The following is a 22488-nucleotide window of genomic DNA, read 5'->3' as shown; positions in this document are numbered from 1 at the left end:
TTCCCGAGGTACGGCGGCACAGGCTACCAACGCGCCTGCCCGCCGTACCGTCGGCCACCCGGTGTCCCCGTACCCCGCGTGGCCTCGCGTGTCAGTCGACCTCGGCGACGGCCTGCGCGAACTGCGCCGCGTACAGCCGGGCGTAGGCGCCCTCCGCCGCGAGCAGCTCGTCGTGCGTGCCCTGTTCGACGATCGCGCCCGACTCCATCACCAGGATGACATCGGCGTCGCGGATCGTGGACAGCCGGTGCGCGATGACGAAACTGGTACGGCCGTGGCTGAGCTTGGCCATCGCCCGCTGGATCAGCACCTCGGTACGGGTGTCGACGGAGCTGGTCGCCTCGTCCAGCACCAGGATCACCGGGTCGGACAGGAACGCCCGCGCGATGGTGATCAGCTGCTTCTCGCCCGCGCTGACGCCCGCGCCCTCGTCGTCGATCACCGTGTCGTACCCGTCGGGCAGCGTACGGATGAAGCGGTCCGCGTGCGCGGCGCGCGCCGCCGCCTCGATCTGCTCGCGGGTCGCGCCCTCGCTGCCGTAGCCGATGTTCTCCGCGATCGTGCCGCCGAACAGCCAGGTGTCCTGGAGCACCATGCCGATCGAGGACCGCAGTTCCTCGCGCGACATCGCCGCCACCTCGACGCCGTCCAGGGTGATCCGGCCGCCGGACACCTCGTAGAAGCGCATCAGCAGATTGACCAGCGTGGTCTTGCCCGCGCCGGTCGGGCCGACGATCGCGACCGTGTGACCGGGCTCGACCTTCAGCGACAGGCCGTCGATCAGGGGCTTGTCCGGGTCGTAGCGGAAGCTCACGTCCTCCAGCGCGACCTTGCCGCGCACCGTCTCCGGGCGGGCCGGCGCCTTCGGCTCGGCCGACTGCTCCTCGGCGTCGAGCAGTTCGAAGACCCGCTCCGCCGAGGCGATGCCCGACTGGATCAGATTCGCCATGCTCGCCACCTGCGTCAGCGGCTGGCTGAACTGCCGCGAATACTGCACGAACGCCTGCACGTCACCGATGGACAGCGCGCCCGACGCCACCCGCAGACCGCCGACGACGGCCACCAGCACATAGTTGAGATTGCCGATGAACATCATCATCGGCTGGATCGTGCCGGAGATGAACTGCGCCTTGAAACCGGATCGGTACAGCGCCTCGTTCTGCTCCTCGAAGGCCGCCGCCGACTCCTCCGCGCGCCCGAAGACCTTCACCAGCGAGTGGCCGGTGTACATCTCCTCGATGTGCGCGTTCAGCTTGCCCGTGGTCTTCCACTGCTGGATGAACTGCGGCTGCGCCCGCTTGCCGACCCGCGTCGCCACCACCAGCGTCACCGGCACCGTGACCAGGGCGATCAGCGCCAGCAGCCAGGAGATCCAGAACATCATCGCCAGCACGCCCACGATGGTCAGCACCGAGTTGATGAGCTGGCCCATCGTCTGCTGCATCGTCTGGCCGATGTTGTCGATGTCGTTGGTGGCGCGGCTGAGCACCTCGCCGCGCGGCTGCTTGTCGAAGTACGACAGCGGCAGCTTCGCCAGCTTGTCCTCGACCTGCGAACGCAGCCGGTACGCCGCCCGGTTGATCACCTTGGTCGCGGTGCGCATCTGCACCACGCTGAAGAGCGCGGCGACCACGTACACCGCGAGCACGATCAGCAGCACCCGGCCGATCGCACCGAAGTCCATGCCCTGGCCGGGCGTGAAGTCGATGCCCTTCAGCATGTCGGCGACCTTGCCGTCGCCGTGGTCGCGCAGCGTGTCGAGCGCCTGGTCCTTGGACCCGCCGTGGATCTGCCGGCCGATCACCCCGGCGAAGATCAGGTCGGTGGCGTGCCCGAGGATCCGCGGCCCGGTCACCGCGAGCGCGACGCTGGCCGTACCGCACAGCAGCACCATGTACAGCAGCAGGCGGTCCGGGCGCATCAGGCCGAGCAGCCGCTTCAGCGAACCGCCGAAGTCCATCGGCTTCTCGACCGGGCCGCCGCTCATGAACCGCGCCGGGCCGCCCATCGGCCGCGGCGGGCGCTGCGCCGCGGCGGGTTTGCTCTCGTCGTCGCTCATCAGGCGGCCTCCTGCTCCGTCAGCTGGGACAGGACGATCTCCCGATACGTCTCGTTGTCGTTCATCAGCTCGCTGTGGGTGCCGGTGCCGACGACCCGGCCCTCGTCCAGGACCACGATCCGGTCGGCGTCGCGGATGGTCGACACGCGCTGGGCGACGATCACCACCGTCGCCGCGGCCGTCTCGCGCAGCAGCGCGCGGCGCAGCGCCGCGTCCGTCGCGTAGTCCAGGGCGGAGAAGGAGTCGTCGAACAGGTAGATCTCCGGCTTGCGGACCAGCACCCGGGCGATCGCGAGGCGCTGCCGCTGCCCGCCGGAGACATTGCTGCCGCCCTGCGCGATCGGCGCGTCGAGCCCCTCGTCGAGACGCTCCACGAAGTCCTTGGCCTGCGCCACCTCCAGCGCGTGCCACAGCTCCTCGTCGGTGGCGTCCGGCTTGCCGTAGCGCAGATTGGACGCGACGGTGCCGGAGAACAGATACGGCTTCTGCGGCACGAGACCGACGGTCTCGGCGAGCAGCGCCGGGTCCAGCTCCGCCACGTCCTCGCCGTCGACCAGCACCCGGCCGCCGGTCGCGTCGTACAGCCGGGGGATCAGGCCGAGCAGCGTGGACTTGCCGCTGCCGGTGGAGCCGATGATCGCGGTGACCTCGCCGGGCCTGGCCACCAGATCGATCCCGCGCAGCACCGCGGCCTCCGCACCGGGGTAGGCGAACTCGACGCCGAACAGCTCCAGTTCGCCGTGCCGCCGCAGCGACAGTACGGGCGCGACCGGCGGGACGACGCTGGACTCGGTGCCCAGCACCTCCTCGATGCGCTCGGCGCAGACCTCGGCGCGCGGCACCATCATGAACATGAAGGTGGCCATCATGACCGACATCAGGATCTGCATCAGATAGCTGAGGAACGCGGTCAGCGCGCCGATCTGCATCCCGCCGCTGTCGATGCGGTGCGCGCCGAACCACAGCACGGCCACGCTGGAGAGGTTCACCACCGCCATCACCATCGGGAACATCAGCGCCAGCAGCCGTCCGGTGGCCAGCGACACATCGGTCAGGCTGTCGTTGGCCTTGGCGAAGCGGCGCTGCTCGAAGTCGTCCTTGACGAAGGCGCGGATCACGCGGATGCCGGTGATCTGCTCGCGCAGCACCCGGTTGACGGTGTCGACGCGGGTCTGCATCGTGCGGAAGAGCGGGCGCAGCTTGCGGACGATCAGGCTGATCACGATGGCGAGCACCGGCACGACGGCCAGCAGCAGGGAGGACAGCGGCACGTCCTGGCCGAGCGCCATGACGATGCCGCCGACGCACATGATCGGCGCGGACACCATCAGCGTGAACGTCATCAGCACCAGCATCTGCACCTGCTGGACGTCATTGGTGGTGCGGGTGATCAGCGAGGGCGCGCCGAACTGGCCGACCTCGCGGGCCGAGAAGCTCTGCACCCGGTCGAAGACCGACTTCCGTATGTCCCGGCCGACCGCCATCGAGGTGCGGGCGCCGAAGTAGACGGCGCCGATCGCGCAGCAGACCTGGACGACGGTCACGCCGATCATGACGCCGCCCAGGTCCAGGATGTAGCCGGTGTCGCCCTTGACCACGCCGTTGTCGATGATGTCGGCGTTGAGGGTGGGCAGGTAGAGGGTGGCGATGGTCTGCACGAGTTGGAGCAGCACCAAGAGACCGATGGGTCGCTTGTACGGCCCCAGATGGGACCGCAGTAGTCGGATCAGCACACTGAATACCTCGGAGTCGGCGGAGCTTGTGAGGACGCGGCGGGACCGGCGGACGTTGCCCCGGCCGGGCGGGCTTTGCCGGTCCTTTGCCCGCCGGAATCGGCGGGTGATTTTACCTGTCGGCGCTGCCGTGCCGCATGTGATTAACGGGGCGAACGTCCCAGGGGATCGACGGGGTGCGGCGCCGGCCGATCGACGGGGCGCCACCTGGTTGATCAACGGGGCGCCGGCCAGGCTGACTGGTGGCGGCCCGTCGAGCCGGCCCGTTCACAAGGCGGAGAACGCCCCCGGGTGCGTCTGCTCGCGCACCGACACGTACTGCTGGCGCACCGCAGAGCCCACAGCCGAGTCGTCGCCCGGCTCCAGGAGCTGCGCGGCGGCCTGCGCCCACCGCGGCGGCTCGCTCTGCGACTGCGAGCCGAGCACCGCGCCCAGCGACCAGGCGGCCTGCCGGGCCGCGCCCAGCGCCGCGTACTCGGCGGCCGGCGGCACCACGACCTGCGTGCCGAACAGCGCGGGCGCGATCGCCTGTACCGCGGGCAGCTCGCCCGCCGCGCCCAGCAGGAACACCCGGCGCACCTCGACGCCCTTGTCGCGCAGTACGTCCAGCGCGTCCGTCAGCCCGCACAGCATGCCCTCGAAGGCGGCCCGCGCCAGGTGCTCCGGCTTCATCGAGTCCCGCCGCAGCCCGGCCAGCGTGCCCGCCGTGTGCGGCAGGTCCGGGGTCCGCTCACCCTCCAGGTACGGCAGCAGCACCAGGCCGTACGCGCCCGGCGTCGACTTCAGCGCCAGCTCGGACAGGCCCGCCAGGTCCGTACCCAGCAGGTCCGCGGTGCCGCGCAGCGTGCGTACGGCGTTGCGCACCTGCACCACCGGCAGGTGGCGGCCGGTCGCGTCCGCGAAGGCGGTGACCGTACCCGTCGGGTCCTTCAGCGCCTCGTGGTGCACGGCGAAGACGGTGCCCGCGGCGCCCAGCGAGACCACCGCGTCGCCCGGGCCGAGGCCCAGGCCCAGCGCGGCGGCCATGTTGTCGCCGGTGCCCGCCGAGATCAGCAGGCCCTCCGGGGTCTGCCCGGCCGGCTCGGCCGGCGCCAGCACGTCGGGCAGCGCCACCTGGTGGCCGAGCGCCCGCTCCACCAGATCCATCCGGTACTCGCCGGTGGCCGCCGACCAGTAGCCGGTGCCCGAGGCGTCACCGCGGTCGGTGGTCCGGCGCGCGGGCCGCCCCAGCAGCTGCCACACCAGCCAGTCGTGCGGCAGCAGGACCTGCGCGATCCGCTGCGCCGCCCGCGGCTCGTGCTGCGCGATCCAGCGCAGCTTCGCCACCGGATACGCCGCCTGCGGCACCGACCCGACCGCCTCCGTCCAGCCGGCCACGCCGCCCAGCTCGTCGGTCAGGTCCACCGCTTGCACCTGCGCCCGCTTGTCCCCGCGCAGCAGCGCGGGCCGTACGGTCACGCCGCCGGCGTCCAGTGCGAGCAGCCCGTGCTGCTGCCCCGAGATGCCGATCGCCTGCACCCCTTCGAGCACGCCGTCCTTGGCCGCCTCGCCGAGCGAGAGCAGCCACGCCTGGGGGTCGATCTCGGTCGGCTTCTCGCCGTCCTCCAGAGGGTGCGGCGCATGGCCCTGCCTGAGTACCGCCCCGGTCTCGCTGTCGCACACGACGACGGTCGTACCGGTGGTGGAGCTGTCTATGCCCGCGACTTTCCCCATGGACGGCATGATGCCGCACGGCGGGCGGGTACGGGGTGACAGCTGTGCATCAGGTTGGACCAGGTGTTCGAAGCGGGGCCCGTGTCCCGGCGGACCAGGGGGGCTACCGGACGCTGGTCAGACGTTGCTCAGGTGTTGGACGTGCCCCAGTCGTCCTCGGCCGGCGCGGTCCGGTCGCGCAGCGCCTTCACCCGCTCCGCCACCGGCTCGGGCAGCCGGTCGCCGACCTTCGCCGTCACTGTGTCCGCGGCCTTCACCGCCGCGCTCCGCCCGCTCTGCGCGGCGCTCTCCGCGGCGTTCCGCACCGCCGGATTCTGCGCCACGCGTTGTGCGCTCTTGCGCAGCTGCTCGTACCGCTCCCGCCCGGCGTGCGCGCCGAGTACATAGCCGACAGCCGCTCCAGTCAGGAAAGCCAGCCGGTAGCGCATGGGGTCCACCCTCTCTCCGTCGGGTGAGGTGTGCCGTGCTCCGCGCCTACCCTGCGCACCCGGGCGACAACCCTGGCGCAACTGGTTGGCGGAGCACCCCCTCACTTGCGCTAATGTATGTGTCGCAGCGAACGCGCGCCGTCCGGGGACACCCTGACGAGTGCATTCGGTGCACGCAGAGCGATCCCCTGTAGCTCAATTGGCAGAGCAGCCGGCTGTTAACCGGCAGGTTACTGGTTCGAGTCCAGTCGGGGGAGCTCGGTCCCCTGTAGCTCAATTGGCAGAGCAGCCGGCTGTTAACCGGCAGGTTACTGGTTCGAGTCCAGTCGGGGGAGCGCCGGATCAGGACCCCGTTGGGGTCCTTTTTCATACCCCCGGGAACCAACCCCCGGCCCCCGCGAGTCCACCCAATGACGCGTCTGTGACCCGCGAGGGCGACAGATCGTATGAGCAGCTATGCTGCGGCAGACGGCGCGCAAGGCGCACCGTACGGGGCGGTAGCTCAGCCGGTTAGAGCAGCGGACTCATAATCCGTCGGTCGTGGGTTCGAGTCCCACCCGCCCCACCCTGCGCTCCGTCGAGGAGCCCCCACCCCGGAGAGTGAATCCGGCGGGCCGGTGGGGTCCGTACTCCGTGACATCGGGCCCGGGCTCCGGGGCGTCAGTCGCGGCTCTCGCGCCAGGTGGCGTAGATGTAGAACAGCCAGCCGCGGCGCTTCCAGGCTGTGCCGGCAACTGCTGCCAGCAGGGCGGCGATCGTCAGCTTCCACAGCCGTGACATGGGTGTCCCTTTCAGCGGGGCGGGGGCTCGACGGGGGTGGGGGTGATCTCGGTGGCGACGGGGCCGCGCGGTGCGTGAAGGGGGCTGCCCGGCATGTGCACCGGGACTCCGGGGTCGGGTGCGAACCACAGGTCTGGCATGTTCAGAAGGCTGACTCCCGCTGCCCGGGCCCGCGTTCGGCCCGGTCAGATCGGTGGCCGGTTGTGGGATCGCCAGGCGCCCGGGGCGTGGGCCGGGAGTTGACGGAGGACTTCGTGGGGGTGGACGTAGAGGACGTCCGGGTTGTGGTTGTGGGGGCCGAAGCCGGTGTGGCCGCGGAGCAGGAGGTAGGCGCCCGGGGGGACGTGGCGGTCCCAGAACCAGGCGTCCTGGGTGGCGCCCGTGTCGCACCAGCGGACGACGGCCTTGGAGCCGCGCCGGGCGCGTTGGTAGACGCTGAGGATCTGCACGAGGTGGGCGCCCTCGGACCGGGCGCTGTCGCGCTCGCGGATGAGGGCTTCCCAGCTCGCGGCCAGGCGTTCCTGTTCGAGCTGCCGGCGCCGGGTGCGGGAACGCAGGTGGAGCACGAGCGCGGTCGACAGACCGCAGAGCATGATGAGGGTGCTGGCCACGCCCGCGACTGTCATACGTTCATTTTGGCGCGCCGGGGCGGAAGTTGAAGCCCCGGCCGGTCCACGGTCAACAGTCGACGGTCGCCGGCCGGGGGGGGCGGCGGTCAGCGCAAGCGGGTCGCGGAGAGGCCGCCGTCGACGTCGAGGGTGGCGCCGTGGACGAAGGCGGCCTCGTCGGAGACGAGATAGCGGACGGCGTACGCGATGTCGACGGGGCGGACGGGCACGCCGGCCGGGGTGGCCTTCGTCATGGCGGCGAGCGTGTCGGCGCTGCTCGCGGTGCCGAGGGTGGCGGTGGCGCCCGGCGCGACGGTGTTGACGCGGACGCCGTGCGGACCGTACTCGGCGGCCCAGGCACGGGTGAGCTGTTCGACGGCGGCCTTCGTCGCGGGGTAGAGGGCCTTGTACGGGACGCCGACGCGGGCCATCCAGGAGCCGACGTTGACCACGGCGCCGGAGCCGCGTTCGGCCATGCGCGGGGCGAGGGCCGCGACGAGGACGTGCGGGGCGCGGATGTTGGTGGCCCACAGGGCCTGCATCTCGTCGTCGGTGACGGCGGCGGTGGCGACGCCCGGGTAGACGCCCGCGTTGTTGACCAGGATGTCGACCCGGCCGCCGAGCGCGTCCTCGGCCTCCCGCGCGAAGGCGCGGACCGCGGCGGGCTCGGCGCCGAGGTCCGCGGTGAGGGCGTGGGCGCGGCCGCCCGCCGCCCCGATCGCGTCCGCGACGGCCCGCGTACGGCCGCGGTCCCGGCCGCTGACGACGGTCTCGGCGCCGGACGCGGCCAGGACCCTGGCGACGGCCTCGCCGATGCCACCGGACGAGCCGGTGACCAGGGCGGTGCGGCCGGAGAGGGTGCCGTCGGCGGGGAGGGCGGACAGGAGGTCTTCGTTCGTACGCATGCCTCGATCGTGGCGCGCGGGGCGGGCGGCCGGATTGCCTGGAACGATCATTGTCTTGCCCGATTCCGGTACGGGGCTCCGGCCGCGCCCGGCCCCGGCGATGCTGGTCCCGGCGGCGTCCGGTGCCGGCCCGGCCCCGTGGGCAGACCGGCCGGGCCGGACCGACCGGCCCGGACTCGTAGGCAGACCGGCCCGACAGGCTCGACCGGCCGGGCCGGACCGTACGGCATGGGGTTGGATGAGACGCATGGGGCACATGGGGCGCATGGGCGAGGCGGCCGCGGAGACGATCTCCGACCGGCTCGACCGCGTGGCCGACGTCATCGCGCGGCGGGCCGCCGACCGGGCGCTCGCCGCCCGCCTCGGGCTGCGGCTGAGCCACGTCACCGCGCCGACGGGGCTGGCGTACCAGCGCTACACCCCGTCCCTGTCGATCGTGGCGGCCGGCCGCAAGCGCTCGCTCGTCGGCGACGACGACCGGGTCTGGGGGCGCGACGGTTTCCTCATCACGCCCGTCGACCTGCCGGTCGTGGCGGGCGTGGTCGAGGCCGACGAGCCGCGCGGCTTCCTGTCCGCGCGCTGGGAGCTCTCGCCGATCGTCATCGCGGAGGTCGCCGCCGCGATGGCCGTGCCGGGCGGCGGAGTACGGACCGGCAGCGGGCCGGAAGGGTCCGGCAACGGGAGGGAAGGGTCCGGCGGTGGACGGGAAGGGTCCGGCACGGGGCGAGAACTGCTCGGCACCTGGACGGCGCCGCTCGCCGACGCCTTCGCCCGGCTGGTCGCGCTGCTCGACGAACCCGAGCAGATCGCCGTCCTCGGCCCGCTGGTCACCCGCGAGGTCGTGGTGCGGCTGTTGCAGACGGACCAGGCGCCGCGGGTCCTCGCGGCGGTCGCGGACAGCGACGCCGTCGTGCCGCGCGCGGTCGGCCTGATGGCCAGCCGCATGGCCGAGCCGTGGACGGTCGAGGCGCTCGCCGCCGCCGTCCGCACCAGTCAGCCGACGCTCTTCCGGCGGTTCAAGGACGTGACGACGATGACGCCGATGCAGTACCTCAAACGGCTCCGGCTCGGTGAGGCCCGGCACCGGATGGTCGTCCTCGGCGAGGCCGCCGCCCAGGCCGCGACCGCGGTCGGCTACCGCAGCGCCTCCCATTTCTCCCGCGACTACCGCCACGTCTACGGCCGCACCCCGGCCGCGGACGCCGCGAGCGTCCGGCTCCAACTCCGCTCGCCGGAAGGCGTGCCCGTGCCCGACGCCGACCACTGAGATCCGACAGGCCGCATCCACCGCGCGCGCCCCGGCCCCGGGAATCGGCCACACCTTCCCCGGGCCGGGTCGCCGTACACATCAAAGGCACAGGCTGCGGCCTCGGCGTATACCGTGCGTTTATCGGCTCGCGGATATGTTTGCGCCATGCCCAGCACGCCCCCGGCTCCCGACCCCGCGCTCCTTGTCGCGGCCCAACTCAACGCCCGCATACGGCGGCTGAGCGCCGGCCGTACGTCGTGGTCCGCGGAGGAACTGACGCAGCTGGCCCGGCTCCAGGCCGAGTGGCAGGCGGCGGTGGAGGGCCAGGCGGAGGACCGGACGGACCGGACGGAGGGCGGGGCGGAACGGCCCTAGGCCGTGGGGCTGCGGTCGCCCAGGGCGGACAGCAGCTGGAGCTTTTCGTGGGAGTCGCTGCCCGGGGTGGCGGTGAAGACCAGCAGGATCTGGGCCTGGTCGGGGTCGTGGAGGAGCTGGCAGTGCAGGTCGAGGATGCCGACGGCCGGGTGCTGGAGGCGCTTGCGGCTGTTGAGGGGGCGTACGCCGATCTCGTGGGCGCTCCACAGGGCGGCGAATTCGGGGCTGGCCGCCAGGAGCGCGTCGGCGAGGGCGCCCGCGAGCGAGTCGCGGCCGTGCCGGGAGAGGGCGGCGCGCAGGCCGGCGGTGAAGACCCGGCTGTGCTCGGGATGGTCGTCCTCGGGATAGATACGGCGGGTCGTCGGATCGGTGAACCAGCGGTGGACGAAGGCGCGGGCCAGACCCGTATGGCCGGTCTCCTGCCCGAGCAGGGCGACCGCGGGCCTGGTCTGCAGCAGCGTCTCGCCGAACTCCGTCATGACCTGCGCGGGGGTGTCGCCGAGCCGGTCCACGATCCGCATCATGCCGGGGCTGACGTGGTCGCCGCCCGGGCCGCGGACCGGGACGCCGTGCCCCGCGAGCCGGAAGAGGTGGTCGCGCTCGTCGAGTGACAGGTGCAGGCCGCGGGCGATCGAGGCCAGCATCGGCTCGGACGGCTGCGGGCCGCGGGCCTGCTCGATCCGGCTGTAGTAGTCGGTCGACATGCCGGACAGCACCGCGACTTCCTCGCGGCGCAGCCCCTGCGTACGGCGCCGCGGCCCGCGCGGCAGCCCCACGTCCTCGGGTTGCAGCGCCTCGCGCCGGGTGCGGAGGAAATCCGCGAGCTGTGCTCGGTCCATGACCTCAGTCTCCCTCCGAAATCTCTCCCGGGGCGTCCCGAAGCGTCCCGGAACGCCGTACGGGCGGGGCCGACGGTCGGCCTCCCGACGGTCCTAGAGGAACGTGCCGCCCGACGCCTCGATCCGCTGTCCGGTGACCCAGCCGGTCCGCCCGGACAGCAGCGCGGCGATCGTGCCGCCGATGTCGTCCGGCTCGCCGACCCGGCCGAGCGCGGCCTGGGCGGCGAGCGCGGCCCGCACCCCCTCGTCGTCCCGCATGAAACCGCCCGCGAAGTCGGTGCCGATCGGGCCGGGCGCGACGGTGTTGGCGGTGATGCCGCGCGGGCCCAACTCCTTGGCCAGATACCGCGTGAACACCTCCACGGCGCCCTTCATCGACGCGTACGCCGACAGGCCGTCGCTGGTGAAACGGGTCAGGCCGGTGGAGAGGTTGACGATCCGGCCGCCGTCGGCGAGCAGCGGCACCAGCTTCTGGGTGAGGAAGTAGACGCCCTTGAAGTGGACGCCGAGCATGGTGTCGAAGCCCTCCTCGGTGGCCTGGAGGAAGGGCTCGGTGACGGCCGAACCCGCGTTGTTGACCAGGAAGTCGAAGTCCTCGCGGCCCCAGCTCTCCTTCAGCAGCCGCCGCACCTCGTCGGCGAAGTCCGCGAAGGCGGCGGTGTCGGCCGTGTCGAGCCGCAGCGCGTGGGCGGTGCGGCCGGCGGCCGTCGCCTCGGCGACCACGGCCGCCGCCTCGTCCTCGTGCGAGCGGTAGGTGAGGATCAGGTCGATGCCCTCGTCGGCGAGGCGCAGCGCGGTGCTGCGGCCCAGGCCCCGGTTGGCGCCGGTGACGATCGCGATCCGCCTGAAAGTGCCCTGCGTGTCCGTGTCCTTGTGCGTATTCGTGTGCGTGCTCATGGATCCAGCGTCGGCGGCGGGCGGGGCCGGATGAAGGGCTCACTTGTCCAGGGACCGCCGATCCCCCCATACGCCGCTGGCGCCCTGCGCCCCAGGTCGCGGACCCGGCCCGCTCTTTACCCAATACGGAACCGGAGGAGAGAGACATTCCCGGCCACGCTTCGCAGGATAGGTATGCCTAACGTAGGCACGCCTAAGCTGACCGGGAGAAGACCGTACATGTGGGACGACGCGTTTCCGAGCTTTCTGATCGGGCTCAGGGAAGGGCTCGAAGCGGGGCTCATCGTCTCGATCCTGGTGGCCACCTTGGTGCGCGGCGACGCCAAGGCGCGGCTCCCGCATGTGTGGACGGGCGTGCTGGCCGCGATCGCCATGTCGATGAGCTTCGGCGCGATCCTCACCTTCACCGCCGCGAATCTGTCGACGTCCGCGCAGGAGGCGTTCGGCGGCACCCTCAGTGTGATCGCGGTCGCCTTCGTCACCGCGATGGTCTTCTGGATGCGCCGCTCGGCCCGGAACCTGTCCGGCGAGATCCGCGAGAAGGTCACCGCCGCGCTCGCCATGGGCGGCGGCATGCTGATCCTCACGTCCTTCCTGGCCGTCGGCCGGGAGGGCCTGGAGACGGCGCTGTTCCTGTGGACCACCGCGCGCGCCGCCGGTGAGTCCGGCGGCCCGCTGACCGGCGCCGCGATCGGCCTGGTGCTGGCCGCGGGGCTGTGCTGGGGCCTGTACCGGCGGGTGCTGAGGATCAACCTCAGCCGCTTCTTCACCGTCACCGGCGCCGTCCTGATCGTCATCGCCGCGGGCGTGCTCGGCTACGGGCTGCGCGACCTCCAGGAGGGCGGAGTGATCGCCGGGAAGACGGCGTACGCCTTCGACCTGAGCGCGCACATCGACGCCGGTTCCTGGTACGCCACCCTCCTCCAGGGCGTCCTCAACCTCACGCCCGCCATGACCTGGCTCCAGGTGCTCGGTTACGGCTGCTACCTCGCCGTCGTCATGACGCTGTTCGTCCGCGGCGTCCGCAAACCCGCCGCCGCACCCGTGCCGGCACCTGCACCGGAACCCGTACCGGCACCTGCACGCGAGACCGCCGCCGCACCCGTACCGGAACCCGAACCGGCACCCGTGCGGGAGCCCGCCGCCCGTCGCCGGCCCGTATGGCTGCTGCCCGCCGCCGTGGTCGCCGTCCCGGCGCTGGTCGCGGGCCTGATCGTCGCCTTCGGCGACGCGAAGCCGGCCGGCGCGCAGACGGTGGCCGTGTCGCCGACCGAGTGCGGCAAGGGCTTCACGGCGCCCAAACCCGGGCGGCAGACGTTCCAGATGCGCAACACCGGCGGCAAGGCGTCCGAGGTCTATCTGATCAACCCCGCCACCAACGCCGTGTACGGCGAGATCGAGGGCCTGGCGCCCGGCACCACTCGCGACCTGGTCGCCACCGTCGGCAGCGGCGACTACGCCTGGCGCTGTGTGCCGACCAGCGGCAAGGCGGTCACCTCCGCGTCCGTACGGGTCTCCGGCGGCGGTACGTCGCAGGCCGTCCTGCCGCTGGCCGCCGCCGAACTCCAGCCGCCGCTGACCGCCTACCGCGCGTACGTCACCGCGGGCCTGACCACCCTCTCCGGCCAGACCGACCGGCTGACGGCCGACCTCACCGCGGGCGACCTCGGCAAGGCGCGCGCCGACTGGCTCACCGCGCACGACACGTACTCCTCGCTCGGCGCCGCCTACGGCACTTTCGCCGACTACGACGCGCGGATCAACGGCCGCAAGGACGGCCTGCCCGGCGGCGAGAAGGACCCGGCCTTCACCGGCTTCCACCGGATCGAGTACGGGCTGTGGCACGGCGGGTCCGCCGCCTCGCTGAAGCCGCTCGCGGTGAAGCTCGGCGCGGACGTGGCGGGGCTGCGCAAGGCGTTCCCCACCCAGGACTTCGACCCGTCCGACCTGCCGCTGCGCAGCCACGAAATCCTGGAGAACACCCTTCAGTTCGAGCTGACCGGCGACACCGACGAGGGCAGCGGCACCAATCTCGCGACCGCAGACGCCAATCTGGCGGGCACCAGGGAACTGCTGAGCGTGCTGCGCCCGCTGATCACCGAGCGCGCCCCGCACGAACTGCCCACCGTGGACGCGGACATCGCCCGTTTCCAGGGGCTGCTGGACGCGGCCCACAAGGGCGCCGCGTGGACCCCGGTCGGCTCCCTCGACCCGCGCACCCGCGCCAAGATCGACGGCGCCGCGGGGCAGTTGCTGGAAGACCTCGCGCCGATCCCGGACCTGCTCGAGATCCGGAAGTCCGCCTGATGCCGGACGAGAACGACGACGCCGTAAACGTCGCGAGCACCGCAAGTACCGCAAGCAGCACCCCCGACCGCCAACTCCCCGGAGGGAACCCGCAGATGTCCGCCGACGCCACCCGACCCGCAGGCCACGACACGGCGGCGGCAGCGGCCCCGCAGGGCACGTGCCCGACGGGCGCGGGCCGCCGGTCCTTCGTGCGGACCGCGCTCGGCGCGGGCGCGGGCGCGGCGGCGCTGGCCGGCGGCGGCCTCGCGATCAGTACGGCGGCCGGCGGCAGCAGCGCGCAGGCCGCCGACTCCGACACCCGCGGCCAGGCCGCGCCGGTGGACTTCCACGGCGTCCACCAGGCGGGCGTCATCACCCCGCAGCCGGCCGCGGCGACCTTCGTCTCGTTCGACGTCATCGCCGACACCAAGGCCGAACTCGCCGACCTCTTCCGTACGTTGACCGAACGGGCCCGCTTCCTGACCGCGGGCGGCACCCCGGTGGACCTCGGTGTCGGCGCCCCTCCGTCCGACAACGGCATCCTCGGCCCGACCGTCCCGGCGGACGCGCTGACCGTCACCGTCGGCGTCGGCTCCTCGCTCTTCGACGACCGTTACGGTCTGGCCGCCGCCAAGCCGCGCCGCCTCACCCCGATGCGTACCTTCCCCAACGACAATCTCCGGCCCGGACAGTGCCACGGCGACCTGTCGCTGCAGATCTGCGCGGGCAGCACGGACACGGTGCTGCACGCGCTGCGCGACATCGCCAAGCACACCCGCGGTGCCCTGCAGATCAAGTGGCGGATGGACGGCTTCCAGAACGCGCCGCGGCCGTCCGGCGCGCAGCGCAATCTGCTCGGCTTCAAGGACGGCATCGCCAACCCGGACGTGACCTCGGCGCGCGAGATGGACGAGCTGGTGTGGGTGACGGACGCGCTGGGCGAGCCGGCCTGGGCGACCGGCGGCAGCTACCAGGCGATCCGGATCATCCGGATGCTGGTCGAATTCTGGGACCGGGTCTCGCTCACCGAGCAGGAGCTGATGTTCGGCCGCCGCAAGGACACCGGCGCGCCGCTGGACGGGGCGAAGGAGACCGACACCCCGCTCTACGCCAAGGACCCGCAGGGCACCGCGATCCCGCTGGACGCGCACATCAGGATGGCCAATCCGCGCACCGCCAAGACCGACGACTCCCGTATCCTGCGCCGCGGTTACAACTACGACAGCGGCATCGACGCGGTCGGCAACCTCGACATGGGTCTGGTCTTCTGCTGCTACCAGCAGGATGTGCGGCGGCAGTTCGAGGCCACCCAGACCCGGCTGATCGACGAGCCGCTCGTCGACTACATCTCCCCGGTCGGCGGCGGCTACTTCTATGTGCTGCCCGGCGTCCGCGACAGCAAGGACTGGCTGGGCCGCACCCTGCTGACCGCCTGACCGCTCACCGCCTGACCGCTCACCTCCTGACCGCCTGACCCGCCGGCGGTCCCGGCCCGGGCGGGACCCGGTTCCACCGCCGTCTCCCGCCCTGTACGAGCCTGCACGGACCTGCACGGTCCTGCCCCGACCTGGCCTGAGCTGCGACGACTTGTCCGAAGGGGAGTTTCCCGGCGAAGCCGGGACAAGCGGAACTCCGGGGTTCCGTTCGGCCTCGGCGGTCCCATACAGTCCATCCGCCATGAACTACTGCCACACGTGCCGCCGCCACCTGAACGGCGCCTTCTCGTGCCCCGGGTGCGGGGCGCTCGTGGACCGGTCCGCGATGCCCGACGAGGCGATCACGGCCGAACTCCCGCCGGTCGTCGACGGTCCGGTCCCCGGCGGGCCCGACGACGGTACGGCCGCGGCCCCCGCAGGCGGTGACGCCGAACCACCGGGCCCCGCCACGGGATCCCTCGTGGACGACCTGCTCAGGGACTCCGGCCTCGGCCCGGAAGCGGGCCCCGCGCCCGATCCCGCAACCGGTCCACCCACCACCGCCCCCGTCACGGGCGACGAGCCTGCCGCGTACGACGACGGCCACGGTGAAGGCCAACGCCCCGACCACGACGACGAGTTCGGTTACGGCGCGGCCGGGGCGGGCGCCGACGGCGACCCGCGACGGGACACCGCGCTCGCCGACAGCCTGCTCGGCGGCGGCGGCGGCGGCGGAGGAGGAGGCGGCGGCTTCGGCGAAGGCGACGCGTACCACGCGGAAGCCGACCCCGGCAGGTCCGCGCGCCGCCGCCGGGCCCGGCACCAGCGCGCCGCGATCCTGGGCATCGGCGCGGTCGCGGTCGTCGGCTCGCTGACGATGTTCGGCGTGGCGGCTCTGTCCGGCGGCACGCCCGACCCGGCCACCGACCCGGGGCCGAGCGTCGGCGCCGTCTCCCCGGCGCCGGACCCGGGACTGCCGTCCCCCGGCCGCACCAGCCCCGGCGCGCGCGGCGGCAGCGGCGGTCACTCCGCCGGTACGAGCACGTCGCCGTCCGGATCCGGCACGCCCTCGGGCTCGCCCTCGGCGTCGGCCTCGCACACCAAGGACACCGCTGCGCCGCCCGCGAGCGGCACGGGACAGCCCACGCACACCGCGAGCAAGCCGCCGGTCACCACCACGGCCGCCCCGCCGACCACCACGAAGCCGCCGACGACCGCGCCGGGCACACCGTCACCCACCTGCACGAAGGTGCTCTGGTGGTGCCAGTAGGAGGCCGGTGAGAGGCCCGCGGGAGGCAGGTGGGTAGGAAGCCGGCGCTCCGGCTACTTCGCGCCGGTCACCTCGCGGCCCGCGTCCGAAGCGCGGCCGAGGTTGACGTCCGGGCCCGTGGTGCCCGTGCCGCCGGCCGGGTCCTCGCCGAGCATCCGGCGCAGCAGGTCGCGCAGCACCGCGCGTTCCCGGTCCGACAGGCCCGACAGCGGCTCCCGGGCGAAGTCCAGGGAATCGCGCAGCCGTTCCGCGGTGGCATGGCCCTCCTCGGTGGCCGCGGCGAGCTTGATCCGGCGGTCGGCCGGATCGGTCCGCCGCTCGGCGAGGCCCCGGGCCTCCAGCCGGTCGACGATGCCGGTCACATTGGACGGCTCGCACCTGAGCCAGCGCGCGATCTGCCGCATCGGCAGCGGCCCGGAGTTGAGCAGCGCGAGCACCTTGGCCTGGGCGCCCGTCAGCTTGTAGCGCGCGGCGGCGGACTCGTACTCCTGGTGGTAGCGCGCGACCACGGTGCCGATCAGGTCGACGACCTCGACGGTCAGGGGATCGGTTCGGCGGGTCATGGTCATCAGGCTACTCCGTTGCTTGACATTCTGAAACATCAAGGTTCATGGTTAATTCAGTACCTTAATCATTTCCGCACTGAACCATGGCCGCGCCGTGCCCGAAGGAGATCCCCCCATGCCGAAGAGCCGCGAATGGCATCTCGTCGCCCGCCCGCAGGGCTGGCCGGCGCCCGACGACTTCGCGCTGGTCGAGACGGAGGTCCCCGAGCCGGGCCCGGGGCAGATCCTGGTCCGCAATCTCTACCTCTCCGTAGACCCGTACATGCGCGGGCGGATGAACGACGTCAAGTCGTATGCCCCGCCGTACGCGCTCGACGCGCCCATGCACGGCGGCGCCGTCGGCCGGGTGGTGGCCTCCGCGGCCGAGGGCGTCGCGGTCGGCGACCATGTGCTGCACGGCCTGGGCTGGCGGGAGTACGCGCTGGTGGACGCGGCGGACGCCGTCGTCGTCGATCCCGCCCGGGCGCCGCTCACCGCTTACCTCGGGGTGCTCGGCATGACCGGCATGACCGCCTACGCGGGTCTGCTGCGGGTCGCGGCGATGGCCGAGGGCGACGTCGTCTTCGTCTCCGGCGCGGCCGGTGCGGTCGGTGGCCAGGTCGGGCAGATCGCCCGGCTGAAGGGCGCCTCCCGGGTGATCGGCAGCGCGGGCTCGGCGGAGAAGGTCCGGCTGCTGGTCGAGGAGTACGGCTTCGACGCCGCGTTCAACTACAAGGACGGGCCGGTGGCCGAGCAGTTGGCGGCCGCCGCGCCCGACGGCATCGACGTGTACTTCGACAATGTCGGCGGTGAGCACCTGGAGGCCGCGATCGGCGCCCTGCGGGTGCACGGCCGGGCCGCGCTGTGCGGGGCGATCGCGCAGTACAACGCGACGGAGCCGGTGCGCGGGCCGCGCAATCTCGGTCTGATGGTCGGCAGGCGGCTCACCCTGCGCGGCTTCCTCGTCCACGACCACCAGGATCTGCGGCCGGAGTTCGTGCGCGAGGTCGGCGGCTGGCTGCGCGACGGGCGGCTGCGCCACCGCGAGACGGTCGTGGAGGGCATCGAGAACAACCTGGAGGCGTTCCTCGGCCTGCTGCGCGGTGACAACACCGGGAAGATGATCGTCGCCCTCCCCGCGCAGTGACCCGCCCGGCACCGCCGCCGGACGTCAGCCCGGCTCCCGCGGCGGTGCCAGCAGCGCCAGGAAGTCCCGGAAGGCGGCGGGCATGTCGACGGAGCCGGGGTCGAGCAGCCACTGCACCTGGAGCCCGTCCATCACGGCCGCCAGCAAGGTGGCCGCGCGCTCGGGGGTGAGCCCGCCCGGCAGCCGGTCGCCGTACTCGGCGCGCAGCGCGTCCGCACCGCCCTCGCGCACCCGGGCGTACCGCTCGCGGAAGTAGTCCTGCGCCGGATGCCCCTCGGTCACGCTGTCGCCGACCAGCACCGTGAACGCCTGGACGATGCCGGGCCTGGTGGCGTTGTACTCGACCAGTTCCGCGACCACTTCGAGCGGCCACGCCCGCCCGTGCAGCGCCGCCGACGCCATGTCCCACTGGTCGCGCGCCTCCAGGACGGCCACCAGCAGCGCGTCCTTGGTGGGGAAGTAGTGCATCAGGCCCTGCTGGGTCAGCCCCACCCGCTCGGCGACCGCCACCAGCGTCGCGCCCCGGTAACCGCGCTCGGCGATCACCTCCGTCGCGGCCTGGATGATCTCGGCCTTCCGGTCCCCACGACGATCCCCGCGCCGCTCACCCCTGGTCCTGGTCATGCCGCCCCCCTTCCCGTTCCTGTCGCGAGCCTACAAGATTACGAATTGGCAACTATGCCTACCGTACGACAGGTAGCGTGGGGGCGACGCGGCGCGACGGGACGCGGAACAGGCGTGCGGAAGGGGACGGATCCATGACGGTGACGGGCGAGGACGGCGCGGCGGCGGAGCGCGAGCGGGCGGTCGAGAACGCGCTCGGCAAGCTCGACCTCGACGCCAAGACCCGGCTGCTGGCCGGGCAGGACATGTGGACGCTGCCCGCGCTGCCGCAGATCGGCCTCGGCTCGCTGGTGATGTCCGACGGCCCGATCGGCGTACGCGGCAAGCGCTGGACGGCCGGCGACCCCTCCGCCGCGCTGCCCAGCCCCACCGCGCTCGCCGCCTCCTGGGACCCCGAACTCGCCCGCCGCGCGGGCCGGTTGCTCGCCCAGGAGGCGCACCGCAAGGGCGTGCACGTGCTGCTCGCGCCGACGGTCAATCTGCACCGGTCGCCGCTGGGCGGACGGCACTTCGAGGCGTACAGCGAGGACCCGTATCTGACCGGCGTCATCGGCACCGGCTACGTACGCGGCGTCCAGGACGGCGGAGTCGGCGTCACCGTCAAGCACTTCGTCGGCAACGACGCGGAGACCGCACGTTTCACCGTCGACAACCGGATCGCGCCCCGGCCGCTGCGCGAGCTGTATCTGGCGCCCTTCGAGGCGATCGTCACCGGCGCCCGCCCCTGGGGTGTGATGGCCGCCTACAACGCCGTCAACGGCACGACGATGACCGAGCACGGCCCCCTGGTCAACGGCGTACTGCGCGGCGAATGGGGCTTCGACGGCGTCGTGGTCTCCGACTGGCTGGCCGCCCGCGACACCGCGGGCGCGCTCCTGGGCGGCCTCGACATCGCCATGCCCGGGCCGTTCACCGTGTACGGGCCCGCGCTCGCCGCCGCCGTCCGCGAGGGCGCCGTCGAGGAGGCCGCGGTGGACGCCGCCGCGCGCCGCGTCCTGCGGCTCGCCGCCCGCGCCGGCCTGCTGGAGGGCGCCCCGCCCGCGGTCCCGGCCGCCGACCGGCCCGCGCCGGTCGACGGGGACGCGCTGGCCCGCGAGGTCGCCCGTCGCGGCTTCGTCCTCGTGCGCAACGACGTACGCGGCGGCGCGCCCGTCCTGCCGCTCGCGCCGAACCCGCGGGACGGCGGCATCGCGCTGATCGGCGCCGCCGCGCGCGACCCGCGGATCCTCGGCGGCGGCTCCGCGCAGGTCTTCCCCGACCACGTCGTCGCGCCGCTGGACGGGCTGCGGGCCGCGCTGCACGCGGGCGTCGCGCTCACCCACAGCGTCGGCGCCGACCCCACCGAGGAACTGCCCGTCGCCGGCGCCGGATTCGCGCTCACCGCGGTCGCCCGCGACGAGCAGGGGCGCGAACTGGGCACCGAGGAACTGCCCAACGGCCAGCTCCAGTGGCTCGGCGAACTGCCCGAGGGTGTCGCGTACGACGCCCTGCACACCGTGGAAACCCGCGGCTGGTTCACCCCGCGGGTCAGCGGCGCGCACCGCTTCGGTACCCGCGGCACCGGCGGCTTCACGCTCACCGTCGCAGGACAGGTGCTCTTCGACGGGCTCGAACTCACCGAGCACGAGGACCCGTTCGAGGCGTTCCTCGGCACGCCCGCCGAGCGCGGCACCGTCGAGCTGACGGCGGGGGAGCGGGTCGAGGTCAGCCTGGTGCACGCGGTGCCCAAGGGTGTCGAACTGCCCATCGTCGCGGTCGGCTTCGCCCTGCTGCACGGCGAACCCGCGCGCGACCCGGAGGAGTTGCTGGCCGAGGCCGTCGAGGCTGCGCGGGCCGCGCACACCGCGGTCGTGGTCGTCGCGACCACGGAACGCGTCGAGTCCGAGGGCTTCGACCGGCGCGATCTGCGGCTGCCGGGACGCCAGGACGAACTCGTCGCCCGCGTCGCCGCCGTCAATCCGCGCACCGTTGTGGTCGTCAACTCCGGTTCACCGGTGGAGCTTCCGTGGCGGGACGAGGTGGCCGCCGTGCTGCTGGCCTGGTTCCCCGGGCAGGAGGCCGGGTCGGCGCTCGCCGACGTCCTGCTCGGCGCCGAGGAGCCCGGCGGGCGGCTGCCCACCACCTGGCCGGTGCGGCTCGCCGACGCGCCGGTCAGCCGGGTCACGCCGACCGACGGCGTACTGCCGTACGAGGAAGGGGTGTTCATCGGGTACCGCGCGTGGGACCGGCAGGCGGTGGCGCCCGCCTATCCCTTCGGGCACGGGCTCGGGTACACCGAGTGGGAGTACGAGGCGCTCGTCGTCTCCGCCGGGGAGGGCGCGTCGTCGCTCGCGACGGTGGAGGTGCGGGTGCGGAACGCCGGGGCGCGGGCCGGGCGGGAGGTCGTGCAGCTCTATCTCGCTCCGGAGGAGGGTTCTCCGGGCGGAGCCGCGGGTGAGGTCGAGCGGCCCGCTCGGTGGCTGGCCGGGTTCGCGGCCGTCGCGGCCGGGGCGGGGGAGGCGGTGACGGTCACCGTCGAGGTGCCCCGGCGGGCGGCCGAGGTATGGGACGAGGCCGCGTCAGCCTGGCGGCTGGTCCCGGGTACGTACGTGCTTGTCGCCGGCCGCTCCCTCACCGATTCCCGGCTCACCGCCGCCTTGCCGGTGCCCTCCTCCTGACGTGACGTCAGTTTTTCCCACCCGCGCCACCCGTGCAGGTTCGATGTCGTCTGCGAGTCTTCTTGTGGGGCGACCCCGTCGGCGGCGGCTGCGGGGCGCCGGTGCCTTATGCTCCCGCGCATGCGGGAGATGTGGCGTGGGGTGCGGCTGCTGGGCCGGGGGCTGGGGTGGGCCGCGAGGCACGGGCGGGAGTGGCGGCTCGGGATGGTGCCCGCGCTGATCACCTTCGTCGGGTACGTGGCCGCGCTCGTCGCGCTGGTGGTGTGGACCGACGATCTGGTGGCGTGGGCGACGCCCTTCGCCGACCACTGGGCGTCGCCGTGGGCGGGGGTGTTCCGGGGGCTGCTGGACGCCGTGGTGGTCGGCGGCGGGCTGCTGCTCGCGGTGATCTCCTTCACGGCGGTTACGCTGCTGGTCGGGCAGCCCTTCTACGAGACGATCGCGGCGCGCGTGGACCGCGCCGAGGGCGGCGCCGAGGGGCCCGAGCTGGGCCTGTGGCGGGAGCTGTGGATCGGCGCCCGGGACAGTGTGCGGGTGCTGCTGCGCGTCGCGGCCTTCGCGGTCGTGCTGTTCGCGCTCGGCTTCGTGCCGGTTGCCGGGCAGACGGTCGTGCCCGCGATCGGCTTCTGCGTCTCCGGCTTCTTCCTGACCCTGGAGCTGACCGCCGTCGCCATGCAGCGCCGCGATGTGCCGCTGCGCGACCGTATCCGGATCCTGCGCTCCCGGCTGCCGCTCGTCCTCGGCTTCGGGGTGCCGCTCGTGCTGGCCTTCCTGGTGCCCTTCGTGGCCGTCTTCCTGATGCCCGGCGCCGTCGCGGGCGCGACGCTGCTGGCCAGGGAGGTGCTGCCGCCGGACCCGGCCGCCCCGGGTTCTGGACCGGACGACGACGGGGACGACGAGGACACGGCGGCGCCGGGCGCGCCCGGTTTCGCGGGCCCGCCCGGCAACTGACCGG

General features: G+C 73.0%; 18 protein-coding genes and 3 tRNA genes. 11 read left to right on the top strand and 10 right to left on the bottom strand.

The window, feature by feature from the left end:
- Positions 1-91: 91 nt before the first annotated feature.
- The 4 genes from BM076_RS14730 to BM076_RS14715 all read right to left on the bottom strand — a co-directional run bounded on the left by BM076_RS14730 (position 92) and on the right by BM076_RS14715 (position 5933).
- On the bottom strand, positions 92-2008 hold the full coding sequence (locus BM076_RS14730; RefSeq protein ID WP_093714011.1) for an ABC transporter ATP-binding protein: 1917 nt from the start codon (positions 2006-2008) through the stop codon (positions 92-94).
- Between the two features lie 50 nt (positions 2009-2058).
- A complete protein-coding gene (locus tag BM076_RS14725) occupies positions 2059-3792 on the bottom strand; it encodes an ABC transporter ATP-binding protein (protein WP_093713936.1) in 1734 nt (577 codons plus the stop codon).
- A 267-nt stretch (positions 3793-4059) separates the two neighbouring features.
- Entirely contained in the window at positions 4060-5505 is a 1446-nt protein-coding gene (locus BM076_RS14720) for an FGGY family carbohydrate kinase (protein WP_093714010.1), read from the bottom strand.
- A gap of 128 nt (positions 5506-5633) precedes the next feature.
- Positions 5634-5933 carry a hypothetical protein gene (locus tag BM076_RS14715; RefSeq protein WP_093713935.1) on the bottom strand — a complete coding sequence of 100 codons (300 nt, stop codon included), beginning with the start codon at positions 5931-5933 and terminating at the stop codon, positions 5634-5636.
- Positions 5934-6117: 184 nt separating this feature from the next.
- On the opposite strand from BM076_RS14715, the gene BM076_RS14710 reads away from it, so the two are divergent.
- From BM076_RS14710 to BM076_RS14700, 3 genes are all read left to right on the top strand, one after another.
- Positions 6118-6190 (top strand) — tRNA-Asn (locus tag BM076_RS14710).
- 5 nt (positions 6191-6195) lie between these two features.
- A tRNA-Asn gene (locus tag BM076_RS14705) sits at positions 6196-6268 on the top strand.
- Between the two features lie 156 nt (positions 6269-6424).
- Positions 6425-6498, top strand: a tRNA-Ile gene (locus tag BM076_RS14700).
- A 400-nt stretch (positions 6499-6898) separates the two neighbouring features.
- Here the strand turns inward: BM076_RS14700 and BM076_RS36110 are convergent.
- The gene (locus BM076_RS36110) at positions 6899-7339 is read right to left on the bottom strand and encodes a hypothetical protein (RefSeq protein ID WP_093713934.1); all 441 of its coding nucleotides are present in this window, start codon (positions 7337-7339) and stop codon (positions 6899-6901) included.
- 89 nt (positions 7340-7428) lie between these two features.
- On the bottom strand, positions 7429-8226 hold the full coding sequence (locus BM076_RS14690; protein ID WP_093713933.1) for an SDR family NAD(P)-dependent oxidoreductase: 798 nt from the start codon (positions 8224-8226) through the stop codon (positions 7429-7431).
- 247 nt (positions 8227-8473) lie between these two features.
- On the opposite strand from BM076_RS14690, the gene BM076_RS14685 reads away from it, so the two are divergent.
- Complete coding sequence (locus BM076_RS14685; protein WP_245796052.1) at positions 8474-9493, top strand: AraC family transcriptional regulator; 1020 nt, start codon at positions 8474-8476, stop codon at positions 9491-9493.
- A 147-nt stretch (positions 9494-9640) separates the two neighbouring features.
- A complete protein-coding gene (locus BM076_RS36105; protein ID WP_093713931.1) occupies positions 9641-9850 on the top strand; it encodes a hypothetical protein in 210 nt (69 codons plus the stop codon).
- Here the strand turns inward: BM076_RS36105 and BM076_RS14675 are convergent.
- Together BM076_RS14675 and BM076_RS14670 are read right to left on the bottom strand one after the other, a co-directional pair.
- Positions 9847-10689 (bottom strand): helix-turn-helix transcriptional regulator, encoded by an 843-nt coding sequence (locus BM076_RS14675; protein ID WP_093713930.1) that lies wholly within the window; start codon positions 10687-10689, stop codon positions 9847-9849. The genes BM076_RS36105 and BM076_RS14675 overlap by 4 nt on opposite strands.
- A 93-nt stretch (positions 10690-10782) precedes the next feature.
- Positions 10783-11586 carry an SDR family NAD(P)-dependent oxidoreductase gene (locus tag BM076_RS14670; protein ID WP_093713929.1) on the bottom strand — a complete coding sequence of 268 codons (804 nt, stop codon included), beginning with the start codon at positions 11584-11586 and terminating at the stop codon, positions 10783-10785.
- A 219-nt stretch (positions 11587-11805) separates the two neighbouring features.
- On the opposite strand from BM076_RS14670, the gene efeU reads away from it, so the two are divergent.
- From efeU to BM076_RS14655, 3 genes are all read left to right on the top strand, one after another.
- Complete coding sequence (efeU, locus tag BM076_RS14665) at positions 11806-13893, top strand: iron uptake transporter permease EfeU (protein WP_093713928.1); 2088 nt, start codon at positions 11806-11808, stop codon at positions 13891-13893.
- A 95-nt stretch (positions 13894-13988) separates the two neighbouring features.
- Complete coding sequence (efeB, locus tag BM076_RS14660; RefSeq protein WP_093714009.1) at positions 13989-15311, top strand: iron uptake transporter deferrochelatase/peroxidase subunit; 1323 nt, start codon at positions 13989-13991, stop codon at positions 15309-15311.
- Positions 15312-15552: 241 nt separating this feature from the next.
- Positions 15553-16560, top strand: a complete 1008-nt coding sequence (locus BM076_RS14655; RefSeq protein ID WP_143120569.1) for an SCO2400 family protein — start codon at positions 15553-15555, stop codon at positions 16558-16560.
- A gap of 53 nt (positions 16561-16613) precedes the next feature.
- On the opposite strand, the gene BM076_RS14650 is transcribed toward BM076_RS14655, so the two are convergent.
- The gene (locus tag BM076_RS14650; RefSeq protein ID WP_093714008.1) at positions 16614-17123 is read right to left on the bottom strand and encodes a MarR family winged helix-turn-helix transcriptional regulator; all 510 of its coding nucleotides are present in this window, start codon (positions 17121-17123) and stop codon (positions 16614-16616) included.
- 118 nt (positions 17124-17241) lie between these two features.
- On the opposite strand from BM076_RS14650, the gene BM076_RS14645 reads away from it, so the two are divergent.
- The gene (locus BM076_RS14645) at positions 17242-18252 is read left to right on the top strand and encodes an NADP-dependent oxidoreductase (protein ID WP_093713926.1); all 1011 of its coding nucleotides are present in this window, start codon (positions 17242-17244) and stop codon (positions 18250-18252) included.
- A gap of 24 nt (positions 18253-18276) precedes the next feature.
- Here the strand turns inward: BM076_RS14645 and BM076_RS14640 are convergent, their stop codons facing one another.
- Positions 18277-18876, bottom strand: coding sequence for a TetR/AcrR family transcriptional regulator (locus BM076_RS14640; RefSeq protein ID WP_093713925.1), 600 nt, complete (start codon positions 18874-18876; stop codon positions 18277-18279).
- Positions 18877-19010: 134 nt separating this feature from the next.
- On the opposite strand from BM076_RS14640, the gene BM076_RS14635 reads away from it, so the two are divergent.
- Together BM076_RS14635 and BM076_RS14630 are read left to right on the top strand one after the other, a co-directional pair.
- Positions 19011-21533 (top strand): beta-glucosidase family protein, encoded by a 2523-nt coding sequence (locus BM076_RS14635; protein WP_093713924.1) that lies wholly within the window; start codon positions 19011-19013, stop codon positions 21531-21533.
- Between the two features lie 120 nt (positions 21534-21653).
- Positions 21654-22484 (top strand): EI24 domain-containing protein, encoded by an 831-nt coding sequence (locus tag BM076_RS14630; protein ID WP_093714007.1) that lies wholly within the window; start codon positions 21654-21656, stop codon positions 22482-22484.
- The last annotated feature ends 4 nt before the right edge of the window (positions 22485-22488 follow it).

It is taken from the genome of Actinacidiphila alni, from assembly GCF_900112845.1.
GTDB lineage: Bacteria > Actinomycetota > Actinomycetes > Streptomycetales > Streptomycetaceae > Actinacidiphila > Actinacidiphila alni.
This window is presented reverse-complemented; position numbering and strand designations above follow the sequence as displayed.